Below are 24,547 nucleotides of genomic sequence, written 5' to 3' on the forward strand. Positions count from 1 at the left end.
AATGTAGATGATGCAACAGGGTAAACTGGCTTTATCGTTAGGGCCGATTCTGTTTTTCTGGCATAAGCAGCAGATTGTGGATTTTTACCGGCAGATAACTGAGCAACCACTAAAAACGGTTTATATGGGTGAGACGGTATGTTCCCGCCGGCAGGAGCTGAAAGTAGCCGACTGGATTGATTTGGCTCATGATGTGGCAGACAGCGGGCATGAGGTGATTTTATCTTCACAGGTGCTGCTGGAGAGTGAATCTGATTTAAAGCGGCTGCGTAAACTGGTGGAACAAGCTGATTTTCAGGTAGAGGCTAATGATCTTGCTGCGGTGAGGCTGCTGCATGCAAAGGGAATTCCTTTTGTTGCGGGGCAGGCACTGAATATTTATAACGAGCAGACGCTGACATTGATGCAGTCGCTGGGGGCTTATCGCTGGATTGCTCCGGTTGAGCTTGGCGCAGACCGGCTGGCCAAGATGATTGCGGCAGTGCCGGATATGACCTGTGAGGTATTTGGCTGGGGAAAATTGCCGTTGGCTTATTCTTCACGCTGTTTTACCGCACGGCATTACAATCTGAAAAAAGACAGTTGTGAATTTAAATGTCTGGAACATGCTGATGGTCTGCTGCTGAATACACGCGAAAAACAGGCTTTTCTGACTATTAACGGGATTCAGACAATGTCTGCCGGCTATCATTCTTTACTCGCCAGTTATCAGCAGCTAATGGCTATTGGTGTGAAATATTTAAGAATTTCTCCGCAAAAAGAGTATATGGCGGAAGTGATTGAATTGCATCAGCAGGTTCTGGACGGAGCAAAAAAGGCAACTTCTGCTTTATCTGAGCTCAAAATGCATGCAGGTGATGTACTGGTGGATGGTTACTGGCATGGTAAAGCCGGAATCAATCAATGCGAAGGGATGATACATGCAGGTGCCTGATAAAGTAATGCCGGTATTTTTGAAAAAGATAATTTCAGTACTGCCGGCAAAACCACCGGCATGGGTATTGGTTAATACCTTAAATCAGTTACTCAGAAGAGAGATATTACTGGCAGATATGTCTTTGCTGGCCGGACGTCATTTCCGGATTGTAGTATCAGATTTGGGGCTGGATTTATGTTTTAGTGCCAGTAACGAACGATTTATGGCTGCTGATGCTGTTGGTGTGGTGGATTTGTGTCTGAGTGCCAATACCGCCGATTTTATGAAGATGCTGTTGCGGCAGGAAGATCCGGATACGCTGTTTTTCAATCGCCGGCTGAAAATCGAGGGTGATACAGAACTGGGATTGGTGGTAAAAAATCTGCTCGACAGTATTGACTGGTCGACTGTTCCTGTTATGAAGTCACTGGTAGGGCAGTAGCTACAGGCTGTGATTCAGGAACAGTTACAGTAGCCGGTATCTGGTTATGATACCGGCTTTTTAAACAGGCTGTTATTAATCTAAAGGACGGCGGCAGGCAATCATGTAATTGACATCCAGACTGTCGGTAAGGTGATAGCGTCTGGTTAACGGGTTGTAGGTAAAGCCACTGCTACCCAGCCATTCCAGACCAGCCTGACGACACAGGCGTGCCAGTTCTGCCGGCGTGATGAATTTGCGATGATCATGGGTGCCGTGCGGCATCAGTTGCAAGATGTATTCTGCTGCAATGATGGCTTGCATATATGATTTGATATTGCGGTTGATAGTGGAAAAACAAACTACGCCGCCAGGTTGGACTAATTGTGCGCAAGCATGCACTACACTGCCCGGATCGGGTACATGTTCCAGCATCTCCATACAGATAACTGCTCCGAAGCCGGCCGGCATTTCTGCGGCTAAATCTTCTACACTGACCATACGGTAGCTTACGTTGCCGACATGTTCCTGCATAGCGTGTAACTGGGCGATTTTCAGGGATTTTTTGGCTAAATCGATACCAGTAACGCTACTGGCACCGGCTTTTGCCATGGCTTCACTCAGAATTCCGCCGCCACAGCCTACATCCAGTACATCTTTACCGGCCAGCCGGGCATAACTATCAATAAAACTGAGCCGCAAGGGATTAATGTCATGCAGAGGTTTAAACTCGCTCTCTTTATCCCACCACTTATGTGCCAGCTGGCTGAATTTGTCGATTTCGCCGGCATCGACGTTGGCGGGTGTGGCCGGCAGACTGGTTTGTTGCTCTACTGGAGTATTCATAATTGTTATTCCTTTGTTGCAGTGGATTTAACCCACAAGGCGATGATGTTGTTTTTTTCACGCGGACGGGCACCAGACCAGATTTCATGCCATTCAGGCGGCGGAGTGGTTTTGGAGTCTCTGCTGATCAGACGATAGTTACAGTGCGGATTATCCGGCAGCAGAGGAATCCAGCTATATTGCTGCCATGCAATACGCATGCTAAAGCTATTCTGGTTAACACTGATGCAGTCATGCATATTAATAAAAGCCTGTTGTTGTTCTTCGCTCAGACTGTTTTGCATTTGCTGGACAACCGGCCGGGCGGATTTGGCTGCATCCAGCCATGGTAAGAACAGAGTAAGCAGCAGAGACCACACCAGTAATACGCCGGCAGCCCAGTTAGTGACTGCCTGTCTGCCGCGGATATGCTGTCGGGTAATGGCCCATAGCCATAATGGTGTCAGTACGCAGGCAACAATTACCGGAAAGTAGTTTACATCGTAGCGGTAGTACGGGCTGAAATAAACTGCCCGTTCGGCCAGTTTGGCCGGCCAGCCGTAATTCATGGCAATAAAGCCCAGCCAGAGAAATACAGCCAGAAAGCCGAAAGCCATAATGCCGAACCAGTTGAGAAATGCTATGGCGTTGCGACGCAGGGCATCCAGCTGTGCTGCTCCTAATACAGCCAGCGGTGGCAGGAGAAATACTAATAAATCCTGATATTGCTGTGGCAGCAGAGCAAATACAAGCAGAGACAGGCTCAGCCAGATAATACCGAGAATACCCCAGCGCAGATTGTTCAGTTTACAGCGTGTAGCTGTCCAGATGGCTAATGGCCATGCAGGAAAAGCAAACCAGATAAGATTTTTCAGGTAATACCCAAGTGAGAAATGTGCCTCAAAATGGCGGAAACCGCCGAATGGTGCGAGGGCATGGTATTGCCACCACAAATTGAATATATTGGCAGCAGTCTGATGTAAGGCCAGTGGCCAGATCAGCATCAGCGGTAAAGCACAGAGCAAGGAGATGAGTAATACCAGATGGTAGCGCCTGCTTTGCCATTTCGAATGCAGCAGCAGGCTGAATGCGATCAGAATCAGCAATAGCGGCCAAAGTAAACTGCCGGTTAAAGACAGAACTGCCAGACCGCCGCCGAGCATCATGCTGGCCATCATAATACGTCGTTCCGCCAGCGCAAAACCATACCAGCACATGGATGCACCAAGACAGAGAATCATGCTGTCGTTAATAAAGTGTGCCGGAATCAGCAGACCGGTACATCCTAATAAAATCAGTACCGCAATCCGGCCATAGCCACGCCCGAGAAATTCGCGTGCGGAACCGCCAATACAGGAAAACGTGAGTACTATAAGGATAACATTGGTAAGGCGGGTGGCTTCATAGACATCCATCCGTTTCGGGCTGAATAAGTGCTGACATAAGACTGCCAGCCATGTATATAACGGAGAAGCTTCCCAGTTTATCTCACCAAAAATAGTCGGAACTGCCCAGTTTGAAGTTTGCCACTGACTGACGGTAGTAAACAGATAAGGTTCACCCGGTGTCCATAAATCATGATGCAGTACACCCGGCCACAGCCACACAAATACCAGTAACAGCAGCAGCCATGAACGTTTTTTGTTCATCTGAGGTGAACTGCCGGATTTTGCGGGGGTATAGGTAAGCATGTGATTCTGACTGCAATAAATAATAAGTAAACGGGCTTAATGTTAGCTGAAAATGCAGCAGGCAGCCAGTTGTGGCTGCCTGTAGTCTGTATGATTAATGTAAATACCGGTTTTAATCGATATGTTTGCTGAGATTCACCTTATCAAGAGGTACTTTGCGAGTATGGTAGCGTAACTTGTGATACAGATAGAATGCTGCGAATACCGGCAGCCCCATATAGGTGATGGCAAAGCGCTGCCATTTAAAATCACCATGCAATAGTAACTGGCTGTCCTGTCCGATTATCACCAGAATACACAGTAAAAGCGCCAAAATGGGACCGAACGGGAACCATTTAGCACGATAAACCAGAGAATTCACATCATTACCTTGCCGTACAAAAGCACGCCGGAAACGATAGTGGCTGATGGCAATACCCAGCCAGGCAATAAAACCGGTAAGACCGGATGCCGCAACAATGTATTCGTATGCACCTTCATCGACACTTTCCAGCAGGAAAATAGCCAGTACGACAATTGCTGTCGCCAGCAGTGCCAGCACAGGTACACCGCGACGGTTTACTTCAGCAAAAGTGCGGTGAGCCATGCCGTCTTTACCCATTGCATACAACATACGGGTAGATGCATAAAGACCGGAATTGCCGGCAGAAAGAATAGAAGTCAGAATCACAGTGTTCATTATGGCTGCGGCAAAAGCCAGACCGGCACGCTCAAATACCAGTGTAAAGGGCGATTTTGCAACCTGATCCACATCTGCACCAAGCAGAGCATCGCTGTTATAAGGAATAAGCAGACCAATTACCAGCATGGCCAGAATATAAAAAATCAGAATGCGCCAGAATACCTGTTTGATTGCTTTGGGAATACTTTCCTGCGGATTTTCTGACTCACCGGCAGTAATACCGATAAGTTCTGTTCCCTGAAATGAGAAACCGGCAATCAGAAATACACCGAGTACGGTAAAAAATCCGCCCGACCAGCCATGTCCGAGAATTGGTGCGTCGCCGATAGTGAAATTACTTAAGCCTATATACTGGCCGCCAAGAATACCGAAAATAGTCAGTACACCCACGCCCAGAAACACAATTACCGTAACTACTTTAATCAGAGCAAACCAGTATTCTGATTCGCCGTAGGCTCGTACAGATAAAATATTCAGCAGAAACACGAGAGCAAAAAACAGTAGGCTCCAGCTCCATGCCGGCATAAAGCGCAATGGTTCCCAGTAGGTAATGACCAATGAAGCTATGGAAATATCGGCTGCAACGGTAATCACCCAGTTAAACCAGTAATTCCAGCCCAATGCAAATCCCAGTGACGGATCCACAAAACGGGCGGCATAGGTAGAGAAGGAACCGGAGGTAGGCAGATAAGTTGCCATTTCCCCGAGCGAGGTCATCAGGAAATACACCATAACCCCGATAGCCATATAGGCGAGCAGTGCACCTCCCGGCCCGGCATCGTGAATGGCACTGCCGCTGGCCATGAATAATCCCGTACCAATACTGCCGCCAATGGCAATCATTGACAGATGGCGGGTTTTCAGATGGCGTTTAACTTGATTGGAAGAGGAGTTGGCGTCTGTCATTCTGGTATTGAGTAAATAATCTCTGGTATACATGAATGTATGGCAGTATCCGGCATACATTCATTACTCTGATACCGGCATAATGATGCAACGGCACCATCTGAAACAATGTCCAGTGTGCTATACCAAAGTGGATTGCAGATTAATGTATAAACAGCATTTGCCGGAGTTATTATCCTTTTTGCATATACTGTTTTGCTGTAAAAACGTTCATTATAACAAATGTATTGTTGACTGGCAGGATTATTCAGCGATTGCGTTGAGCAGGGCAGTATTTACCACTATTTAACATGATGAGATTTTCCGGCCAGCGCAATGCGGCCAGATGCATCCGGCTGTCTGCCGGTAAGATGGCATTTTTGCGCTCACGCCAGCGGGCACCTATGGAAAAATCCACACAGAATACCTGTTGCTGCTTACCCAGCCAGTGAGTTGGCGGTTCGGGAAACAGATCTTTGCGATGTTCGGCTACTCCTGCTGTGCCATACCAGCTGCGCCAGTAATGCCCGATAATTACCGCCACCGGATCAGTATATTGCTGCCACCACGGCTTTCTTACCGTAAATCGCCAGCGGCCGTTTATATAAAATGGCTGCTGAGTTAAAGCCTGAATACCGCTGGTCAGTGCACGTATAGGATTATGGCAGCTACGTAATAAATCATAATGAGCAACACCGGGCTGAAATGGCATGGTGTAGTTTTCATCTTCCAGTTCTGTTTTTAGCTGCTGTGTTTCCTGTATATAAGATTCGTACCATTCAGTCTGACGAAAATCATCAAAAAAACGGTTCTCCCAGTAGTGATACTGTTTACTCAGAGATTTTTCGCCACAATGAATCAGTTTATCAATGCTGTCCGGCAGCCATGCGGCATGAACAATGCGTAAATCGTCGCGTTGCAGAATCAATGGCCATTGTGCCATGGTTTCCTGTAGTTGCCTGCGCTTGTCTTTCGGATAATGCTGCCATGGTGCAAAACGTGTTTCGTCCTGCGGACGGTTGTCAAAATACCAGCCCGAACCGTCTTTAGGATCATCAATCAATAAATTCAGTTCATGATTGCCAATAATGGTAAATGCATTTTCAGCTGCGACTGCTTGAATTACCCAGTCGAGTACAGCCGGACTATCCGGTCCGCGATCACATAAATCGCCGACAAACACCAGTTTTCTGCCATGTTTATGCCGTCCGTTCTCATCATAACCGAGAAAATGCAATAATTGCTGTAAAGCTTCCCACTCGCCATGCACATCACCAATAACATCCAGTGCAGTACTGGCAGGAAGAGGACGTATAAATGAGCATGAATCAGAATACATATATGTGGCCTGTTAAACAGACCTGACAGCTGTCTGTAGGGATATTTCTTTGTTATAAAACAAAATTTAATGCACCAAAGTTATTAAACATAGCACAAAAATTTTACGTATGCCAAATTTACTGCAATTAATCTCTCATTTTGTGTGATTATTACCAGTTTGAATAAAAATATGAATAAAATATTTAATTTCATATGGTTGCTTTTTAGAAACAGGAGGAGGATAATTTTTATGTTATATGGGTATAGATTGCTTTTGCCAAATTGTCTGATTTGGGCTAAAATCTGCCACTCTTAATATTTATCAGCATCCATAGCTCAGTTGGAAGAGTGTCGGTTTCCGAAGCCGGAGGTCACAGGTTCGATCCCTGTTGGGTGCACCAGAATTTTTTAAGGGCTTTTAGTTTTGCTAAAAGCCCTTAAATTTTATGTGTATCAATTATTTTTGTTGATAAAGATATTTGATTTTAAATAACCTATTACATTCTTTAATCATCAAATTATAATTGTTGCTATCATAATGTATTCATAATTATCTATCATATTGTTACAAAGACATTGAGTAATACATTATGAACCATTTGCCTTACCGGAAAAAATTTATTAATTATTTAATTTAATATCAATAAAAGTTCAAACTGTTTTGGATAAAAAAATTCTGATGGTATTTGATTTGTATAAATAGAGAGATTTTTCATGCTAGTGTCAAAAAAAGCCCAGGGGCATTTGATTGCGCTGTTTACGATATTGATCTGGGGAACAACCTATATTTCCACCAAGGTTTTACTGACAGAATTCAAACCTATAGAAATTCTATTTTTCCGATTTATGCTGGGTTACTTTACACTATGGGTTCTGGCTCCTCATTTTTTGAGCTGGCAGGGCATCAGGAAAGAGCTTTTGTTTATGGCTGCCGGTTTTTGTGGAGTCACCTGCTATTTTTTATGTGAGAATATTGCATTAACTTATACAACAGCTTCTAACGTGGGGGTAATCGCCAGTCTGGCTCCGGTATTTACCGCCATTTTAGCGATGTTCTTTTTAAAAGCAGAAACACCTTCTCTGCGTTTTTATATTGGCTGTCTGCTGGCAGTTTTTGGTGTGGTCTTAATTAGCTTTAATGGTAAGTTTGTTCTTTCTCTGAATCCGCTCGGTGATTTTCTGGCAGTTGTAGCCTGTCTGTTCTGGGCTGGCTATTCGATTTTAACCAAAAAAAGCAGCAGTTTTGATTGCAATATTATTTTACTGACCAGACGCTTCTTTTTTTATGGCTTGATTCTGATGTTGCCTGCATTGTATTTATTTAATTTTGAATGGGGACTGGTACGTTTTTACAAGCCGGTTAATATGCTTAATATCCTGTTTCTAGGAGTAGGTGCTTCTGCAATCTGCTTTGTTTCATGGAATTATGCGGTTAAGTTAGTCGGGGCTGTTAAAATCAGTATTTATATTTATTTAGTACCTGTTATTACAATAATCAGTGCAGTAATTATTTTGAAAGAACCATTTAACTTAATTGCTGCTGTGGGTACATTGCTGACACTAAGTGGTGTGGTATTATCACAGGGTAAGAGGAGTAAAAAGCAGTAATTACTATGTATTCTGATAATAATTAAAATTTTACTGTGCCAAAAAAAGCTCCATGAATTAAGGAGCTTTTCAATTTAAATTGTCAATGCTGATAATTAATAGGTTGGTACACTTGCATCTACTTCATGTGACCATGCATTGATACCGCCGTTGAGATTATAGAGATTTTCAAAGCCGGCTTCCTGCAGATATAAAGCTACCTGCATGCTGCGCATACCAAGGTGGCAATATAAGACGATGGGTTTATCATCCGGTAATTCATTCTGGCGTAACGGAATCATATTCATCGGAATGTGTATAGAGCCAGGTATGGCTGTATACTGAACTTCATTATCTTCCCGAACGTCGAGTAAGACAAAATCCTGATTTTGCTGTTGCCATTGCTGCAATTGGACAGCGTTCAATGTTTGGATACTCATATTATAAACTGATTTGTGAAATGTCATTTATGGTTTAAATTATAGAAACTGATTTATTCCTCAAATTCTACTCGTACGTATTCAACCATAAAATTGGATAAGTTATCTACCTCAATGTATTCTCTTACTATAGGAAGAGTAATTTAAGCGTTTAGATTGTTATAATTATATTGCTTAATCAAAAATCTTCCGTTTGTTTTTTGTCTTAAACTGAGTCAGCATTCATAATTTAAAGCTCTCGCTAAGATGGTGATAAAAATCTTCATTTGAAAGTTTCTGACAAAACTATCTTGAAACTCCATCATGGTTTTATCTCTTTTTAGTTTATTCTGTCTGACTTTTTAGTATGTCCTATTTCTAATGAGAAATTCACTGTCACAGTATGCGGTTTTAGAGGAAAGTAAGGTCTGTACCGCGCTAATTACGACAATGTTTTGTCAAATGGCATATATATAATCACTATATTTTGTTCTAGTGATGGTTGATAGTAATCAGACGATAACTGAAAGAGGATAAAACCAAAGCAGGTTTTGGTTTGATACATGAAATGTAATATTGATTAGTGCTTCATCTAGCAGGAAAAAGTCTGGCGGGCAGGGTGTTAAAAGAAATGTGTTCTCATAATTATCATTTGAGATACACGCTATGCTTTGGAAAAGAGACTTACACCTGCATCCCCACAGTGTAATTAAAATAGAGTCAACAAATTGATTGCCTTAAATACAGGTTTGCGTTGCTTTTTTGTCGTTTACTCTTACAGATTATTGCTGGTGGTTGGTATTAAGGCAATCACAAAGATTATTTAGGCTGCCACTTGCCATCTTTACCTTTATGGTAAGTTTTTTCTACTGCCGCCCACGCAACTTTATATGCAATGGTTTCGGCATCACTGTTATCACGGCGTTTTTTCGGATCCTGATATTCCTGAATTGCGTGATTAAAAGCTTCTTTGAAAATATCCTGTGCATGTTCAGGCAATGCCTGTTTTACTGCTGCCGGTAAGTCTGCGCGGGTTTGATAAGGCATGATTCTGCTCCTGAAGATAAAATTATTTTAAATATTACCAGAGCAATGAAATAAGTATTCGAAATTTCGGAATATCTTTTTTATTTTACAGTTTTTAAAACAATGTGTTGCTGTTTTTCAATATACTGGCTTATGGTTGCCGGGATTGCTATTTAAAGTAGTATCAGACAAAAAAATAAAAAATAAATTTATCTGTTAAATACTGATATTAATTAAAGTTTGCGGATGATTATTGATAGCCTGTCAGGTGTATATTGTCTTAAAAAAAGAATTTTCTGATAACAGCACAATTTTCAAAATGATAAATTGCGCTGCTTATTTTGAATTAAAGTTTGTTCAGAATTTAAACTGACTTGGTGCAGGTATTTCTAAGCTATGTAGAGCTGGTGCTACAGTTTCAAATAAAACAGTTTCTCTAAGCTGATTATTCTGACGTTCAAATAAAATAGCACGCATTACCGGCGCTTCACCGATAATAGCAACCATGCGCCCATCCTCTGCCAGCTGATCCAGTAATAAATCAGGTAGTTTGGGTAATGAACCGCCAACATAAATGGCACTGAACGGTGCGCCGGGGAGTTTGTCCGCCAAGCCATCACAGGTTTTATAGCTGATATTAGTATAGTCCATATCGCTAAGTATTAACTGGGCGCGCTGTTGCTGTTCAGCATCAATATCAACACTGATTACTTTACCGGCCATTTTTGCCAGTATGGCTGTAGCATAGCCGGAGCCTGTGCCGATTTCTACTACGGTATCGGTCAGATTAAGTTTCAGTGCCTGAATCATTCTGGCTACGACTTTGGGTTCAAGCATTTTGCCACCGTTAGCCAGCCCGAGTGCCTGATCTGTATAGGCTACTTCCTGCTGCTGAGGCAGGACAAAACGTTCACGCGGAATGTCGGACAGGACATCCAGTAAATCAAAATCTAATACGTCCCAAGGACGGATTTGCTGCTCAACCATGTTATAGCGGGCGTTATTGAAATCCATGTCTGCTCCGAAATGCTGATACCCGCCGGGCGGGTGGAATAGTAAGTGGTTTAGAAAGCAATATGCTCTGTTATTAGGCTATTGTATACGAATATAGTTTAAGTGAATTATAAAACTATTTACGGTACGGCAGTAGGGTATTGGTTAATCAATTCTGCTGTTCAGATTACAGGTAGTCAGACAGAATCATGTCTGATGCTTTTTCTGGCATGGAAAAAATCATACGGCTATTTATTCAATACGATATAAGATAATTGTTTTTAATTTGTTTTTATCTGTTTTTTTGCAGATAAGTAGATTTTCTTATGGCTGTTTTCTATTATTTTCTTTCTATTAGAAGATATAAAGAATAAATCTGGTCAACAGAATTATTTTGATCAAGTTAAGACAATATTTACCTTGGGTTAAATGTATATAGTTGCAGTTAAACATGTGCTTAATTCTGAGTAATGACAAGGCACAAATGGTAATTTTCCGTTACAATGCCGCCATTTTAAAGCTGAAGCTAATTTATGGCATGAATAATAGCTTTCTGTCATAGCCATACGCTCAGGTTTGGCATGTTATTTGTCTTAAGGGAAAATATATGTGGCAGCAAAAGTGGGTAATAGGTAATTGGAAAATGAATGGCAGTAATGCAGCTAACCGCACGCTGCTGCAAGGATTGCTTCAACCTGTAAACGCGGCTGCGGCACAGGTATATTGTGGTATTGCCGCCCCGAATGTTTATCTTGCCGGTATCAAAGAATTTGCTGCCAATACAGCACTGGCTGTAGGCGCGGAAGATGTCAGCCGGTTTGCTGTTAATGGAGCTTTTACCGGTGAAGTAAGTGCACAGATGCTGGCTGATGTCGGAGCGCAGTTTGTGCTGGTCGGACATTCGGAGCGCAGACAGTATTTTCAGGAAGATAATACTATTCTGCTGGAAAAGATGCAGAACAGTATTGCAGCAGGATTGCTGCCTATTTTGTGTGTAGGCGAAACACTTGCCGAACGGGAAGCCGGACAGGAAGAGCAGGTAGTAGCTGCACAGTTGTCATTGCTGGCAGAGGCAGATCTGAGTGAAGTAGCGGTGGCATATGAGCCGGTATGGGCAATAGGGACGGGGAAAGTTCCGGTTACAGAACAGATTGCCGCCATGCATGAGTTAATTTACCGGCAAATCTTGTCTTTATGTGGTAAAGATGTTAAAATCCGCGTCCTTTATGGCGGTAGTGTCAATGCGGGCAACGCGGCTGAAATTCTGGCTGTGTCACATGTTGACGGTGCTTTGGTTGGCGGTGCCTCATTGCAGGCTGACAGTTTTGCCGCTATTATTCAGGCTGCATATGCGCCTGCTTGATAAAAGTTGATATCATGGAAGCATTTAAAACCCTTATTTTAATCGTGAATATTTTCGCGGCGCTGAGTGTTATTGTGCTGGTGCTGATGCAGCAGGGCAAAGGTGCTGATGCGGGCGCGGCATTTGGTTCCGGTAGTGCTCAGGGTGTTTTTGGTGCAGCCGGCAATGCAAATTTCCTCAGTCGCAGCACAGCAATTGCTGCTACTGTATTCTTTGTTACCTGTTTAGCTTTAGGCTATATTTCCACACACCGGCACAGCGGGCTGGATTTTAGTAATGTGAAACCGAAGCAACAGGTAGTAGTACCGGCAGCCACACCTGCCAGTGCGCCAGCCGTACCGGCGAAACCGGCACAAAAACCGCTGATACCGGAATAAACATTTTTTACAGTTAATTGCCGACATGGTGAAATTGGTAGACACGCCATCTTGAGGGGGTGGTGACCTCAGGTCGTACGAGTTCGATTCTCGTTGTCGGCACCATATAAAAATTAACAATTTATATTTTGTACATCGTATATACGAATGTGTGTGGCTAGTAAAAAGCATAATGAAATTATATTGTTGATTTTATTTAAATAATAGGGCAGCCTGTCTGGGCTGCCCTATTTGTTTATATTTATATCTGTATACCGTCTGATTCGTCCGGCCAGATAAACAGTCTGCTATATCAGAAGTGTTATATGGATTAAAAGATATAAATTATTGGAAAAATAAAGATGACAGATGCTGATCCTTTTGTGCATTTTGAAGACCTGGATAGTGAACTAACTCAGTCTTTTATTCAGCAGGCAGATGCAGCTGCTCAGGCTGAGTTTGCATCGAGTGATGAATATACAGCGGTGCGTGATGATATTGTGACAATGTTGCAGGATGAGCAGCAAATTCCTTTTTGTCAGGAACACCGTGCACATATGTATCATTTTTATCAGTCAGCGGAATTTCCGAAGGGTGTGTACAGGGTATGTTCTGCGGCCAGTTATCGTGCAGGCTTGCCTGAATGGAAAATTTTGTTTTCAGTAGCTGATTTTGATTCTCTGCTTAACGATGATGTGTACTTACAGGGAGTGGCTCATTATGTGCAGGCACCGGAGCATGTATTAATCAGTCTGAGTGCGGGCGGATCTGATGCTGCTTATACAATTGAATTTAATCTGGCTGAGCGTAAAGTTGTCGAAGGCGGTTTTCATTTTCCGCTCAGTAAAAGCATTATTAGCTGGCGTGATACTGAAAGCGTATGGGTATGTCCGGCCTGGGATGAGCGGCAGTTAACGCAGGCGGGTTATCCCAGACAAGTGTGGCTGATGCGCCGCGGACAATCTTTTGCAGAAGCACTGCCGATACTGGAAATGGCCGCAGAAGGCATGATGGTTAATGCCTGGCGTTATCTGGATAGCCAGGGCGCACCGATTGATTTACTTGAAGCAGCAGAAGGGTTTTATCACAAACAGTATTATCAGGTACTGGCTGATTTTAGTGTTAAGCCGCTGGGATTGCCGGATGATTGTGAATTGATGGGTTATCTGTACGGGCAATTGCTGGTGCAGTTACGCAGTGACTGGCAGCGGGCAAATAAATCCTATCCGGCAGGCAGTCTGGTGGCAGTGAAGTTGCACAAAGGTGAGCTTGGTGCGGCTGAGCTGATTTTTTTACCAACTGAAACTCAGGCTATTGAAAATATTGAAACTACACGACGGTTTGTGCTGGTGTCCATACTGGATAATGTGCATAGCCGTTTGCTGGCGTGGCATTTTGCAGATAGCCGCTGGCAGGAAATTACTTTGCCGAATTTGCCGGAAGGTGCACTGGAAATTACTGATCAGCCGTGGGGCGGTGATGTGGTGTATCTGGCTATCAGTAATTTTCTTGAGCCTCTGACTTTATATACGCTGGATATACATCTGGGTGAGTTGTGTGTTATGCGCCGCCAGCCACGGCAATTTAATCCGCAAGGAATGCAGGTGCGGCAATTTAATGCAGTTGCAGCTGATGGCACATTTATTCCTTATTTTCATGTTGGTAAACAAATCGGTGAGGATACGCCAACGATTGTTTATGTGTATGGTGGTTTCGCTATGCCGCAACTGCCGTATTATCTGGGCAGTATTGGCAGGCACTGGCTGGCCAGAGGCTATGCTTTTGTGCTGGCAAATGTCCGTGGCGGAGGTGAATTCGGACCATTATGGCATCAGGCTGCTCAAGGGATTAATAAACATATCAGTGTTGGTGATTTGCTGGCTGTGCTGCATGATTTATATAAACATCATCGAGCTGTGGCAGCACATACAGCGATACAGGGCGGTAGTAATGGTGGTCTGGTAGTAGCGTCTGCTTTCTGCCGTGAGCCGCAGAGTATGGGGGCATTGGTCTGCGAAGTGCCACTGACAGATATGTTGCGTTACCCTTATCTTTCAGCAGGTTCTTCGTGGATTGATGAATACGGAAATCCTGAAAATTCTTTGGAAAGACCAGCATTAAAGCTGCTTTCTCCTTATCATAATTTGGGTGATTTGCAACACTATCCGCCGGCATTGATTACTACTAACCGGCACGATGATCGTGTGCATCCGGCACATGCACTGAAATTCTATGCGCGTCTGCGGCAGCTGAAGCAGCGGGTATGGCTGGCAGCACCTGATACTGGCGGGCATGCCGGTGGCGGAACACAGGAAAATACAGCAGCGGAGCTGGCTCTGATTATGAATTTTTTATATAAAACTATTGTTAATAATGATTCAATATAAATCATATTGCTTGTCGCAAAAAATCAGGCTGTGCTAATATGGCTGCCGCTTGCTGTTAAATTTGTACTTGGGTGATAAGTAAAAGTGCGGTGAAAATCACTGAAAACCACGGAAAAGACGGCAAAAAACAATTTAAATGGAAAACTCTATTTTTATTAGGTACAATAATATCAACAACTAAAAAAGTTGATTTATTCAATTAACCCTGTCCGCACTTACTGCCGGGCAAAGAAAAGAAAGATCAGTCAATGGATAATAATATCGAACAACGTGTGAAAAAGATTGTTGCAGAACAATTAGGCGTGAGTGAAGCTGAAGTAAAAAATGAATCTTCTTTCCAGGAAGATCTGGGTGCTGACTCACTGGACACCGTTGAATTGGTAATGGCTCTGGAAGAAGCTTTTGGTTGCGAAATTCCGGACGAAGAAGCTGAAAAAATTACTACCGTACAACAAGCTATCGACTTTGTTGGCGCTCACTTGAATTAATTCCGTGTAGTGTTGGTCAAATTCAAATTCCTCTGTCGAAATAAGGCGCACTTTTCGTCTGATTCGGTAGAGGTTTTTTTCTTACGAGCAAAATTATGAGTAAAAAAAGAGTAGTCATTACCGGCCTGGGTCAGGTATCTCCTGTGGGTAATGATGTAACCACAGCATGGCAAAATCTACTTGCAGGTAAAAGCGGCATTGGCACTATTACCCATTTTGATGCTTCGTCTTTAGTTTGCCAGATTGCCGGTGAAGTTAAGAATTTTGATGTAACTCAGTACATCAGCGCAAAAGAAGCACGCAGAATGGATTCGTTTATTCATTTTGGTGTAGCTGCTGCGATGCAGGCAATTGCAGATGCCGGACTGGATGACATACCGGGGCTGGATAAAACCCGGGTAGGGGTGAATATCGGTGCCGGTATCGGTGGATTACCTGCGATTGAAGCAACGGCACGGACTGTTGTGGAACATGGGGCACGTAAAATTAATCCGTTTTTCATTCCCAGTTCTCTGATTAATCTGATTTCCGGTCATGTTACTATTCTTAAAGGCTATCAGGGACCGAGCTATGGTATGGTTTCAGCCTGTACCACCGGTGCGCACAGTATTGGTGATTCAGCACGTCTGATTAAGTATGGTGATGCAGATATTATGATAGCCGGCGGGGCAGAGGCGGCTATTTGTGAGCTGGGTGTAGGTGGTTTTGCTGCAATGAAAGCATTATCAACCCGCAATGATGATCCGGCTACAGCATCCAGACCATGGGATAAACAGCGTGACGGCTTTGTGATGGGTGAAGGTGCCGGGGTAATGGTGCTGGAGGAATATGAGCATGCACGTAAACGCGGTGCCAGAATCTATGCTGAACTGGTAGGTTTTGGTATGAGTTCAGATGCATATCATATTACTGCGCCCAATACTGAAGGGCCGGCACTGGGTGTGACCCGTGCTCTGAAAGACGGTGGTTTAAACCCTGAAGATATTGATTATGTAAATGCTCATGGTACATCGACCCCGCTGGGTGATGTAAATGAAACCAATGCATTAAAACTGGCTTTGGGTGAGCATGCTAAAAAACTGGTTGTGAATTCAACTAAATCCATGACCGGCCATCTGCTGGGCGGTGCTGGTGGTGTGGAAGCGGTATATACAGTAATGGCTATTCATACCCAAAAATCTCCGCCAACAATCAATATCTTTGAACAGGATACTGAAGCGGGATGTGATCTGGATTATTGCGCCAATGAGGCGCGTGATTTGCCGATTCGTGCAGCTATTTCCAATTCGTTTGGTTTTGGTGGTACGAATGGTTCACTGGCGTTTAAACGCTTTGAGGATTAATCATTTTTAAATGTATTTTATGAGCACAGGTTGTCTGACGACAGGCAGCCTGTGTTTTTCTATTCATGCAGCTATGATTGAATTGAGCGGATTAATGCCCGGAGCGCTCTTTGCAGACTGGTGCATGATGTGACTCAGCTGTATTCTGCTAATTTGGTATGGTATTTCAGGCAGCCTGAGTCTGAGTTTTTGGATACAATATGTTTCGTTAAAGCTGTTTGTGCCGGTAATGAATGAAATGCCGTATTTGTAAGTTATCTGGCTTCTGAAAGTATTGAGAAACAGGGCAGTTATTTGCTGATAGTTTGTTAAAGGGAATATTTGACATGAATATTGGTGTGCTGGGTGCAGGAGCGTGGGGAACGGCTCTTGCCATTCACTTTGCTCTGCATGCACACAAGGTCTGGTTATGGACACACAATATCCGGCATGTGCAGCAATTACAGCAGGAGCGGGTAAACAAACGGTATCTGCCTGATTTTGTTCTGCCAGAAAATCTTTCTGCTGTTGATGCATTTGCGCCGGCAGATTTAATCATTATTGCCACACCGGTATCTGCTTTGCGGGAAAGTGCCCGGAAGCTGGTTGAGGCCGGTATGGGTGACGTACCTGTTATTGCAGCCTGTAAAGGATTTGAACAGCAAACCGGCTTGTTACCGCAGCAGGTACTGGCAGAGGTTATGCCCGAGAATAACTGCATCGGTGTGCTGTCCGGACCAAGTTTTGCACAGGAACTGGCTCAGCAGTTACCTTGTGCTGTTACGCTGGCATCGGAAAATTTTGCCTGGATTCAGTCTCTGGCGGCTACGCTGAATAATACTGTTCTGCGCTTATATGCGAATGCTGATGTGATTGGGGCGGCAGTAGGCGGGGCAGTAAAGAATGTCATGGCTATTGCAACGGGGATTGCTGACGGTCTGCACTACGGGATTAATGCCAGAGTGGCATTAATGACACGGGGTATGGCAGAAATATCGCGCCTGAATCATGCTCTGGGTGGTCAGGCTACAACGTTAATGGGTTTGTCCGGTATGGGGGATTTGATTCTTACCTGTACGGGATCACTGTCGCGTAATCGCCGGGTAGGTTTATTGCTGGCAGAGGGTAAATCACTGCCTGAAGCATTAACTGAACTTGGACATGTCGCCGAAGGTGTATATACTGTAGAAGAGGTTTGCAGGCAGGCGGATTCACTGGGGGTTGATATGCCGATTGCCAATATCCTGAAACAGCTGTTTCATGGTCGTACTGAGGTACAGGCAATGGCAGAAATTCTGATGGAAAGAGCGCCTAAAGCGGAATAATAATTATTTGTTATAACGAAAAAAACCGGATTAGCAGTACTGAGAAATCAGGTAATTCATGCTGCATTAATTAAGGACGGAAGCGGGTAGGGAATGGAAAATCAATTAGAACAACTGGAAGATAGTGTTAAGCGGCTGGTAATACAATTCAATTCTCTTTTGGCAGAAAAACATCAGCTGACTCAGCAGCTGGCAACTGCAAAAGAACAGTTACACAAACAAAATGAAGATTTTCAGTTAGAACGTGAACGGATACGTAGTCAGCATGAGAAGGAAAAATTTCATTTACAGGAAAGCATGCAAACTACTATTGACGGGCTGATTGCTGAAAAGAACCGCACTACTTCGGTAGTGAAAGCATCCAGTGATGAGCTGCTGCGGCTGCTGCAACGGCTACCTCAAATGCAGGAGGATTTAAATGGATGAAATTCAACAGGTTCGTGTGGAAATTCTTGGTCGTCCTTTTAATATAGGCACGCCCAGAAGTGAACACGAAACGTTGATGCAGGCAGTAAAAATGCTGAATGAAAAAATTACTGCTATTCAGAGTTCCGGAAGAATTGTTGAAACAGATAAAATTGTAATTATGGCCGCGCTTAATCTGGCTCACGATCTGCTTAAACTGACCGTGCACGGAAATTTGGCAATTGGCGATTATGAGCGTAAAATGCAGGATATGATACAGTTGTGTGAAAGTACACTCACACTTGTGGTAAAATAAAGTTTTCTTCCCCTGCGGTGTTCGTAAGGACATATATTCCTTTGAACCAATAATTCGCTTTTTTGGCGGTTGGGTAATGGTGGGCGTGAGCATTCCCTGTGAATGAACCCGAAGCCATTCGATACTGCCAGCCTTGTCCTCAAGGTTCAAGCGGATGGCGTCCAAACCGGCACCTGCGGGGGAAACTTTCATAAACAGGCTGTCTGATGATTCAGGCAGCCTGTTTTCATTAGCCGATTTGCCGTATGTATCGGTTAGCTGCGTAGCACTTGCTGAATTTCCAAGTTCTGGCGACTCAGTTAAATGACAAAGGTTTATAGGTAGTTTGGTGGCCGGATATATTTCTTTCAACTGTAAAAGTATGAATTAATGCTTTTTGGTCTGTATATTTATATTACTACCCACTTTACTGCTGCTGAATAATCAACTAGCCAGTTTTTAACCTAGATTATTGCTGTTCACTTGAACAAATCAGGTAAAATTAACGCTGTAATAATGTGCTTGTGCACTGGCCGACACACTGAATGCTGTTATTTGTAATTTTCAGTATATTGCTTAGAAAGCTGAAAGTTTAGCCGGCCGGTTTTCTCTCTTTTTATTTCGGATAAACCAGATAATAATTGTTCTGGTATGAAAAGTACTATGTCCAAAAATTTTTCCTATGTTCCATTGCGTCTGCATACCGAATTTTCTATTGAAGACGGTATTGTACGGATAAAAGAGGCAGTTAAACGCGCCAGTACTTTGGGAATACCTGCATTAGGTATCAGCGACCTGATGAATGTATTTGGCATGGTGAAATTTTATAAGGCATGCCGTAATGCGGGAATCAAGCCGATTATGGCGGTAGATGTGCGTCTGGAGAATCCGGAACAGCCGGACAAGCCTTTTCGCCTGATGCTTGTGGTCAAAAATCATGCAGGTTATTTACGTCTGAATGAGTTACTGACAAATGCTTATGTGGGTGAAGACCGCAATCCGCATCAGGCAATAGTACGTCAGCAGTGGCTGGCAGAAGGAGATAATACTGGCTTAATCTGTTTATCCGGAGCACAGTATGGTGAAATTGGTCAGGCTTTACTGTCACAGAAACCTGAGCAGGCTGCACAAGCTTTAATTAAATACCGGCAATGGTTTGGTGATGGTTTTTATCTGGAAGTGCAGCGTTTACCTGAGCGGCCGGAATGGGAAGCTGTGGTAGCCGGTAGTGTGGCACTGGCGGCTGAGCATCAGATAGCCGTGGTGGCAACCCATCCGGTACAGTTTATGGATACTGATGATTTTCAGGCACATGAAGCCCGGGTCTGCATTGCTAGCGGATATGTACTGGCTGATAAACGCCGTCCGCATGATTTTATGCCTAGTCAGTATTTTGTTACGCCTGAAGAGATGGCGGCACGTTTTGCCGACATACCTGAAGCTTTATCTAATACGGTGGCTATAGCTCAACGCTGTAATCTAACGCTGACACTGGGGAAAAACTATTTGCCGCTTTTTCCGACACCGGAAGGGATGACGCTGGACGATCTGCTGGTTCAGCTGAGTAATGAAGGATTACGTGAGCGCATGGCATTTCTGTATCCGGATGAAGCAGAACGGGCACAGAAAATGCCGGAATATCAGCAGCGACTGGATTATGAACTGGGAATTATTATTCAGATGCAGTTTCCCGGTTATTTTCTGATTGTGCAGGACTTTATTAACTGGGCTAAGCAAAATGGCTGTCCGGTAGGTCCGGGACGTGGTTCCGGTGCCGGTTCGCTAGTGGCGTATTCATTGAAAATTACTGATTTGGACCCGTTGCGTTATAACCTGCTGTTCGAACGTTTTCTGAACCCGGAACGGGTATCAATGCCAGACTTTGATATCGATTTTTGTCAGGAAAACCGTGGTCGGGTTATCCAGTATGTACGCCATAAGTATGGTGTGCCTGCGGTCAGTCAGATTGTCACTTTCGGTACGATGTCGTCGAAATCTGTGGTACGCGATGTCGGGCGTGTGCTGGATTTACCGTTTGGTTTGTGTGACCGTTTGTCCAAACTGATACCGGTTGAAGCAAATAAACCACTCAGCCTGACAAAAGCAATGGAAGCAGAACCGCAAATCCGGCAACTATTGCAGGAAGAAGAAGCTGAAGAGCTAATGACGCTGGCGCTGAAACTGGAAGATCTGACGCGCGGTTTGGGTATGCATGCAGGCGGGGTGTTGATGGCTCCGGGAAAAATTGCCGATTTTTGCCCGATTTATCAGGCAAGCGGTGATGATGCGTCTCCGGTTTCGATGTTTGATAAGGATGATGTTGAGCAGATTGGTTTGGTGAAATTCGACTTTCTCGGACTGCGCAACTTAACCATCATCGAAATGACGCAAAAATTTATTCTGGAAACCACTGGTCAGAAGGTTGATGTTAATCATATTCCGCTGGACGATGCAGAGACGTATGCCAGTATTTTTGCCAGAGGTAATACAACAGCAGTATTCCAGTTTGAGTCGGTGGGTATGAAAAAGATGCTGGTGACAGCACGTCCGACCAAATTTGAAGAAATTATTGCGTTTGTGGCTCTGTATCGTCCGGGGCCGATGGATCTGATTCCGGATTTTATCCGGCGTATGCATGGTGAGGAAAAAGTAGAGTATCTGCATCCCAATCTTGAACCGGTATTAAATTCTACTTACGGGGTGATGGTTTATCAGGAACAGGTAATGCAGGCGGCACAGGTTTGCGGTGGCTATACACTGGGTGGTGCCGATTTGCTGCGTCGTGCCATGGGTAAGAAAAAAGTTGAGGAAATGGTGAAGCATCGTGCCATTTTTGAGGCTGGTGCCGCTGAAAAAGGCATAGATAAGCAAACGGCCAATGAAATTTTCAATTATATGGAAAAGTTTGCCGGCTATGGTTTCAATAAATCGCATGCTGCAGCTTATGCTCTGGTGTCTTATCAAACTGCATGGCTCAAATGTCATTATCTGGCTGAGTATCTGGCCGGTACGATGTCCAGTGAATTGACTAATACGGATCAGCTGAAAATTTTTGTTGATGATGGTATTGAAAACGGGATTACTTTCCTGCCACCGAGTATTAATGAATCCTTTTACCGGTTTACTCCGAATAATAAAAAGCAGATTCGTTATGCACTTGGAGCAATTAAGGGAACTGGCGAAGGTGCCGTAGAGGCCATTGTACGTGCGCGCGAAACAGGTGGTGCATTTACAGATTTATTCGATTTTTGTCAGCGAGTAGATCGCCAACATCTGAATCGCCGTACGATTGAGGCTTTGGTACGCGCCGGTGCCTTTGATGAATTGAATCCGAATCGGGCTCAGTTGCTGGCCAATATCGGTCTGGCGATGGAGAATGCTGAGCAGGTGGCTGCCAATGCGAATCAGGGCGGGCTGTTTGATATGGTTGAAGATGCTATAGAGCCTTTACAAATGGAAAAGGTAGCACCATGGTCACTGGCGGTAAAGCTGGCTGAAGAGAAACAGGCAATGGGTTTTTATTTTTCCGGCCATCCGTTCGAACCATATGCTGATAAAGTACGTGCACTGGTTAGCAGCAAACTGGCAACACTGAAACCATCTAATAATAAGCAGAAAGTAGCCGGTTTTGTTACCGGTGTCCGCTATATTATGGGAAAACGCGGTAAATTTGCTGTGGTGCAGCTTGAGGATGGTACCGCTAAACAGGAAGTTGTAGTAGCGGGGCAGGCACTGGAAGAATACGGAGCCAGCCTGAAAGCAGATCAGGTATTGATTATGGAATGTAAGGTTGCTGTTGATGAATACAATGGCGGTGACGGATTACGTATCACTGCTGATGATGCATTCACGCTGGCGCAAGCCAGCGCCCGCTATGCACGCAGTCTGCATTTACACATTACTGCAGATACTCCTGTCGGACAATTGGCCAGATTACTGGAACCATACCGTGAACAGCAGGCTCATGTGCCACTGAAATTTTGCTGCCGGCATCAGCAGGCATATGGTGAATTGCGTGCGGATAGAAACTGGCTTATCAAGCCTGAGGCTACCTTATTTGATGAACTGTATACCTTGCTAGGCGATGAGGCGGTACAGGTGAGTTTCTGAGTGTAAACCGAAAAATTGAGCGTATTTATGTACGATAAGTACTCTCTTGTCTGAGTGTATGATAAAAATAATTATTTTAAATTTTATGTGTTATTGGTAAATGTTTAAGGACATCGGCGAAGCGCGGCCAGGTGTTCGGCCTGTATTCAGTATCTGTAAAATTTGAAATTATCGGTTTTTGCTTAAAATCATATTATTTTATTGCTGTGAATTAAGTGTGTTTATTATTAACACGCTGTATATCATAATTTTTACCGGAGTTTGGAATAACTGAATTTCAATCAGTCCGAGATTGCGGTTTATACTGAACTATGAAGCTGATTTTGTCTGCATCTGTTCTGAATGCATTACCACCCTTACCTCAGACAGATGCTGATTGGGCTGTCTATTTTTTATACTGTGCTAATGATACATTTTATTGCGGGATAACTAATCGGCCGTTAAAGCGCTGGCAGGCGCATTATGCGGGTAAGGGGGCAAGATATACACGCATGTATCCGCCACTTGAGATGCGTCTGATTTGCCGGAACATTACTAAAGCCGCTGCAGCACGATGTGAATATCGGCTGAAGCGGCTTAAATCTTCAGACAAGGCAGTTTTATGGCAATTGCTGGAAAATTATCTTCCTTAAAACTGAGTTTATATATCAGTTAAACTGCTAGTCCGATGTTACATCAGAGAATCAAAACCCTCATCGGATGAGGCAGGAATGGTAGTAATTGGAACCTTCTTTACTGATGTGGGTTGTTTTTTTGCAGGTGTGGTGGTTGGATGTAACGGAGTAATATTTTGTTGCTTAGGTGTTTCGTCCGTGTCCTCATCTACTTCAATACTACTGCCTTCCGGTGTGATTTCCTGTTTAGAATTGATATTGTCTGGATTAACGTTTTTGAATTCTACAGTTTCACCTTTACCGCTTGTCCACTGTAGTGAGCTCAGATTGCCGCTAACTTTGGTTTTGCCCGTACTGCAGGTAAGACAAATCAAAGTATTGGCCGGTTTGCCCAGAGCATTGTTTAAACGTTGCTGGTCAACCCGAAGCTGATGCTGTTCTGCCCATGAACTGATACTCTGGTTTAAGAGCTTTCTGTTCAGGTTTCGTTTATTATAAGGATCGCGATAAACGGCAATCCAGATATCATTTTGTTCATCTGTGTTAACTGATACCTGCTGGTAAATGACGGCAGCATCAGCACCGCTTTGTACTGTTGCGGCAAAATCCAGTGCATTCGGGCTGCGTAAACGCACACAGCCATGACTGCGTACACCAGGTACGCTGCTGGGTACATTGGTACCATGAATGCCAAGCCCCAGCCGCGGTTCACCGAGACGGACAAATACGGGACCAAGCGGGTTATTCGGGCCGGGTGGTACAGATTTTTGTACGGCTTTACCGCTTGCCGCCATTTCTTTTTGAATACTGCGCGGAACACTCCATGTAGGATTAGATACTTTGGCACCAATTTTGTATTCACCCAGCGGTGTTTGTGTGCTGGCTTTACCTACAGTTATCGGATAAGTTTTAATTAATTTTCCGTCCTGAAACAGAAATAGCCGCAGTTGCGGAACATTCAGGATAACTTGCTGTCCCTGACTGGGTACTGCGTAATCAGGCATGGGAATGGCAGCATATACACCAGTGGAGATAAGGGTAGTGGCCACTGCATAAAGTATTGGTTTTAACATTATTCTTAAAATCCAGTATGGCAATATGGATATAATCATAACGT

21 protein-coding genes, 2 tRNA genes and 1 other RNA gene are annotated in these 24,547 nt (G+C 44.0%); 16 read left to right on the plus strand and 8 right to left on the minus strand.

The genetic code is table 11. The features are described 5' to 3' along the window. Positions 1-10 precede the first annotated feature (10 nt). Complete coding sequence (locus H3T75_RS00575; protein ID WP_198211251.1) at positions 11-934, plus strand: U32 family peptidase; 924 nt, start codon at positions 11-13, stop codon at positions 932-934. After that, a complete protein-coding gene (locus H3T75_RS00580) occupies positions 921-1,358 on the plus strand; it encodes an SCP2 domain-containing protein (protein ID WP_084565289.1) in 438 nt (145 codons plus the stop codon). Before H3T75_RS00575 ends, H3T75_RS00580 begins: the two co-directional genes overlap by 14 nt. Before the next feature lie 75 nt (positions 1,359-1,433). Here H3T75_RS00580 and ubiG read toward each other — a convergent pair whose 3' ends face one another. The 4 genes from ubiG to H3T75_RS00600 all read right to left on the minus strand — a co-directional run bounded on the left by ubiG (position 1,434) and on the right by H3T75_RS00600 (position 6,759). After that, a complete protein-coding gene (gene ubiG, locus H3T75_RS00585) occupies positions 1,434-2,183 on the minus strand; it encodes a bifunctional 2-polyprenyl-6-hydroxyphenol methylase/3-demethylubiquinol 3-O-methyltransferase UbiG (RefSeq protein WP_110414587.1) in 750 nt (249 codons plus the stop codon). Positions 2,184-2,188: 5 nt separating this feature from the next. Next, the gene (locus H3T75_RS00590; RefSeq protein ID WP_198210757.1) at positions 2,189-3,853 is read right to left on the minus strand and encodes a glycosyltransferase family 39 protein; all 1,665 of its coding nucleotides are present in this window, start codon (positions 3,851-3,853) and stop codon (positions 2,189-2,191) included. A gap of 112 nt (positions 3,854-3,965) precedes the next feature. Next, the gene (locus H3T75_RS00595) at positions 3,966-5,378 is read right to left on the minus strand and encodes an amino acid permease (RefSeq protein WP_219999562.1); all 1,413 of its coding nucleotides are present in this window, start codon (positions 5,376-5,378) and stop codon (positions 3,966-3,968) included. 310 nt (positions 5,379-5,688) lie between these two features. Next, positions 5,689-6,759, minus strand: a complete 1,071-nt coding sequence (locus tag H3T75_RS00600) for a metallophosphoesterase (RefSeq protein ID WP_084585615.1) — start codon at positions 6,757-6,759, stop codon at positions 5,689-5,691. 306 nt (positions 6,760-7,065) lie between these two features. Between H3T75_RS00600 and H3T75_RS00605 the strand changes: the two genes are divergently transcribed. Both H3T75_RS00605 and H3T75_RS00610 read left to right on the plus strand, forming a co-directional pair. Continuing rightward, positions 7,066-7,141, plus strand: a tRNA-Arg gene (locus H3T75_RS00605). Positions 7,142-7,454: 313 nt separating this feature from the next. Beyond that, positions 7,455-8,348, plus strand: coding sequence for a DMT family transporter (locus H3T75_RS00610; RefSeq protein ID WP_198210758.1), 894 nt, complete (start codon positions 7,455-7,457; stop codon positions 8,346-8,348). Between the two features lie 95 nt (positions 8,349-8,443). On the opposite strand, the gene H3T75_RS00615 is transcribed toward H3T75_RS00610, so the two are convergent. The 3 genes from H3T75_RS00615 to H3T75_RS00625 all read right to left on the minus strand — a co-directional run bounded on the left by H3T75_RS00615 (position 8,444) and on the right by H3T75_RS00625 (position 10,786). Then, positions 8,444-8,767 (minus strand): rhodanese-like domain-containing protein, encoded by a 324-nt coding sequence (locus H3T75_RS00615; protein WP_198210759.1) that lies wholly within the window; start codon positions 8,765-8,767, stop codon positions 8,444-8,446. A gap of 798 nt (positions 8,768-9,565) precedes the next feature. Continuing rightward, positions 9,566-9,793, minus strand: coding sequence for a ChaB family protein (locus H3T75_RS00620; RefSeq protein ID WP_025331461.1), 228 nt, complete (start codon positions 9,791-9,793; stop codon positions 9,566-9,568). A 336-nt stretch (positions 9,794-10,129) separates the two neighbouring features. Further along, complete coding sequence (locus H3T75_RS00625; RefSeq protein WP_084587176.1) at positions 10,130-10,786, minus strand: protein-L-isoaspartate O-methyltransferase; 657 nt, start codon at positions 10,784-10,786, stop codon at positions 10,130-10,132. 586 nt (positions 10,787-11,372) lie between these two features. On the opposite strand from H3T75_RS00625, the gene tpiA reads away from it, so the two are divergent. The 12 genes from tpiA to H3T75_RS00685 all read left to right on the plus strand — a co-directional run bounded on the left by tpiA (position 11,373) and on the right by H3T75_RS00685 (position 23,448). Then, positions 11,373-12,128: a triose-phosphate isomerase gene (gene tpiA / locus H3T75_RS00630; protein ID WP_084563470.1), complete on the plus strand. Its 756-nt coding sequence runs from the start codon at positions 11,373-11,375 to the stop codon at positions 12,126-12,128. Positions 12,129-12,142: 14 nt separating this feature from the next. Continuing rightward, on the plus strand, positions 12,143-12,505 hold the full coding sequence (gene secG, locus H3T75_RS00635) for a preprotein translocase subunit SecG (RefSeq protein ID WP_025331458.1): 363 nt from the start codon (positions 12,143-12,145) through the stop codon (positions 12,503-12,505). 19 nt (positions 12,506-12,524) lie between these two features. Continuing rightward, a tRNA-Leu gene (locus H3T75_RS00640) sits at positions 12,525-12,610 on the plus strand. Positions 12,611-12,846: 236 nt separating this feature from the next. Further along, a complete protein-coding gene (locus H3T75_RS00645; RefSeq protein ID WP_198210760.1) occupies positions 12,847-14,871 on the plus strand; it encodes a prolyl oligopeptidase family serine peptidase in 2,025 nt (674 codons plus the stop codon). Between the two features lie 248 nt (positions 14,872-15,119). Further along, on the plus strand, positions 15,120-15,359 hold the full coding sequence (gene acpP / locus H3T75_RS00650; RefSeq protein WP_025331393.1) for an acyl carrier protein: 240 nt from the start codon (positions 15,120-15,122) through the stop codon (positions 15,357-15,359). 95 nt (positions 15,360-15,454) lie between these two features. Beyond that, on the plus strand, positions 15,455-16,702 hold the full coding sequence (gene fabF / locus H3T75_RS00655; protein WP_037393358.1) for a beta-ketoacyl-ACP synthase II: 1,248 nt from the start codon (positions 15,455-15,457) through the stop codon (positions 16,700-16,702). Between the two features lie 326 nt (positions 16,703-17,028). Then, on the plus strand, positions 17,029-18,006 hold the full coding sequence (locus tag H3T75_RS00660) for an NAD(P)H-dependent glycerol-3-phosphate dehydrogenase (RefSeq protein ID WP_037393360.1): 978 nt from the start codon (positions 17,029-17,031) through the stop codon (positions 18,004-18,006). Positions 18,007-18,099: 93 nt separating this feature from the next. Continuing rightward, a complete protein-coding gene (locus H3T75_RS00665) occupies positions 18,100-18,432 on the plus strand; it encodes a hypothetical protein (protein ID WP_037393362.1) in 333 nt (110 codons plus the stop codon). Further along, on the plus strand, positions 18,425-18,727 hold the full coding sequence (locus H3T75_RS00670; protein WP_025331389.1) for a cell division protein ZapA: 303 nt from the start codon (positions 18,425-18,427) through the stop codon (positions 18,725-18,727). Before H3T75_RS00665 ends, H3T75_RS00670 begins: the two co-directional genes overlap by 8 nt. A gap of 6 nt (positions 18,728-18,733) precedes the next feature. Beyond that, positions 18,734-18,913: non-coding RNA, 6S RNA (gene ssrS, locus H3T75_RS00675), on the plus strand. 456 nt (positions 18,914-19,369) lie between these two features. Then, positions 19,370-22,816: a DNA polymerase III subunit alpha gene (gene dnaE, locus H3T75_RS00680; protein ID WP_100125734.1), complete on the plus strand. Its 3,447-nt coding sequence runs from the start codon at positions 19,370-19,372 to the stop codon at positions 22,814-22,816. Between the two features lie 323 nt (positions 22,817-23,139). Next, positions 23,140-23,448 (plus strand): GIY-YIG nuclease family protein, encoded by a 309-nt coding sequence (locus H3T75_RS00685; protein WP_025331387.1) that lies wholly within the window; start codon positions 23,140-23,142, stop codon positions 23,446-23,448. A gap of 38 nt (positions 23,449-23,486) precedes the next feature. Here H3T75_RS00685 and H3T75_RS00690 read toward each other — a convergent pair whose 3' ends face one another. After that, the gene (locus tag H3T75_RS00690; RefSeq protein WP_078475389.1) at positions 23,487-24,503 is read right to left on the minus strand and encodes a L,D-transpeptidase; all 1,017 of its coding nucleotides are present in this window, start codon (positions 24,501-24,503) and stop codon (positions 23,487-23,489) included. Between the last annotated feature and the right edge of the window lie 44 nt (positions 24,504-24,547).

The organism is Snodgrassella sp. W8135 (assembly GCF_016101225.1).
Classification (GTDB): domain Bacteria; phylum Pseudomonadota; class Gammaproteobacteria; order Burkholderiales; family Neisseriaceae; genus Snodgrassella; species Snodgrassella alvi.

Excerpts from the sequence above, each read along its gene's own strand:
- H3T75_RS00670 (WP_025331389.1), top strand. The coding sequence starts at position 18,425 with ATGGATGAAATTCAACAGGTTCGTGTGGAAATTCTTGGTCGTCCTTTT.
- H3T75_RS00690 (WP_078475389.1), bottom strand. The coding sequence starts at position 24,503 with ATGTTAAAACCAATACTTTATGCAGTGGCCACTACCCTTATCTCCACT.
- H3T75_RS00580 (WP_084565289.1), top strand. The coding sequence starts at position 921 with ATGCAGGTGCCTGATAAAGTAATGCCGGTATTTTTGAAAAAGATAATT.
- H3T75_RS00645 (WP_198210760.1), top strand. The coding sequence starts at position 12,847 with ATGACAGATGCTGATCCTTTTGTGCATTTTGAAGACCTGGATAGTGAA.
- H3T75_RS00575 (WP_198211251.1), top strand. The coding sequence starts at position 11 with ATGCAACAGGGTAAACTGGCTTTATCGTTAGGGCCGATTCTGTTTTTC.
- H3T75_RS00625 (WP_084587176.1), bottom strand. The coding sequence starts at position 10,786 with ATGGATTTCAATAACGCCCGCTATAACATGGTTGAGCAGCAAATCCGT.
- H3T75_RS00615 (WP_198210759.1), bottom strand. The coding sequence starts at position 8,767 with ATGAGTATCCAAACATTGAACGCTGTCCAATTGCAGCAATGGCAACAG.
- ubiG (WP_110414587.1), bottom strand. The coding sequence starts at position 2,183 with ATGAATACTCCAGTAGAGCAACAAACCAGTCTGCCGGCCACACCCGCC.
- H3T75_RS00590 (WP_198210757.1), bottom strand. The coding sequence starts at position 3,853 with ATGCTTACCTATACCCCCGCAAAATCCGGCAGTTCACCTCAGATGAAC.
- H3T75_RS00620 (WP_025331461.1), bottom strand. The coding sequence starts at position 9,793 with ATGCCTTATCAAACCCGCGCAGACTTACCGGCAGCAGTAAAACAGGCA.
- acpP (WP_025331393.1), top strand. The coding sequence starts at position 15,120 with ATGGATAATAATATCGAACAACGTGTGAAAAAGATTGTTGCAGAACAA.
- H3T75_RS00610 (WP_198210758.1), top strand. The coding sequence starts at position 7,455 with ATGCTAGTGTCAAAAAAAGCCCAGGGGCATTTGATTGCGCTGTTTACG.
- H3T75_RS00665 (WP_037393362.1), top strand. The coding sequence starts at position 18,100 with ATGGAAAATCAATTAGAACAACTGGAAGATAGTGTTAAGCGGCTGGTA.
- fabF (WP_037393358.1), top strand. The coding sequence starts at position 15,455 with ATGAGTAAAAAAAGAGTAGTCATTACCGGCCTGGGTCAGGTATCTCCT.
- dnaE (WP_100125734.1), top strand. The coding sequence starts at position 19,370 with ATGTCCAAAAATTTTTCCTATGTTCCATTGCGTCTGCATACCGAATTT.
- tpiA (WP_084563470.1), top strand. The coding sequence starts at position 11,373 with ATGTGGCAGCAAAAGTGGGTAATAGGTAATTGGAAAATGAATGGCAGT.
- secG (WP_025331458.1), top strand. The coding sequence starts at position 12,143 with ATGGAAGCATTTAAAACCCTTATTTTAATCGTGAATATTTTCGCGGCG.
- H3T75_RS00595 (WP_219999562.1), bottom strand. The coding sequence starts at position 5,378 with ATGATTGCCATTGGCGGCAGTATTGGTACGGGATTATTCATGGCCAGC.
- H3T75_RS00600 (WP_084585615.1), bottom strand. The coding sequence starts at position 6,759 with ATGTATTCTGATTCATGCTCATTTATACGTCCTCTTCCTGCCAGTACT.
- H3T75_RS00660 (WP_037393360.1), top strand. The coding sequence starts at position 17,029 with ATGAATATTGGTGTGCTGGGTGCAGGAGCGTGGGGAACGGCTCTTGCC.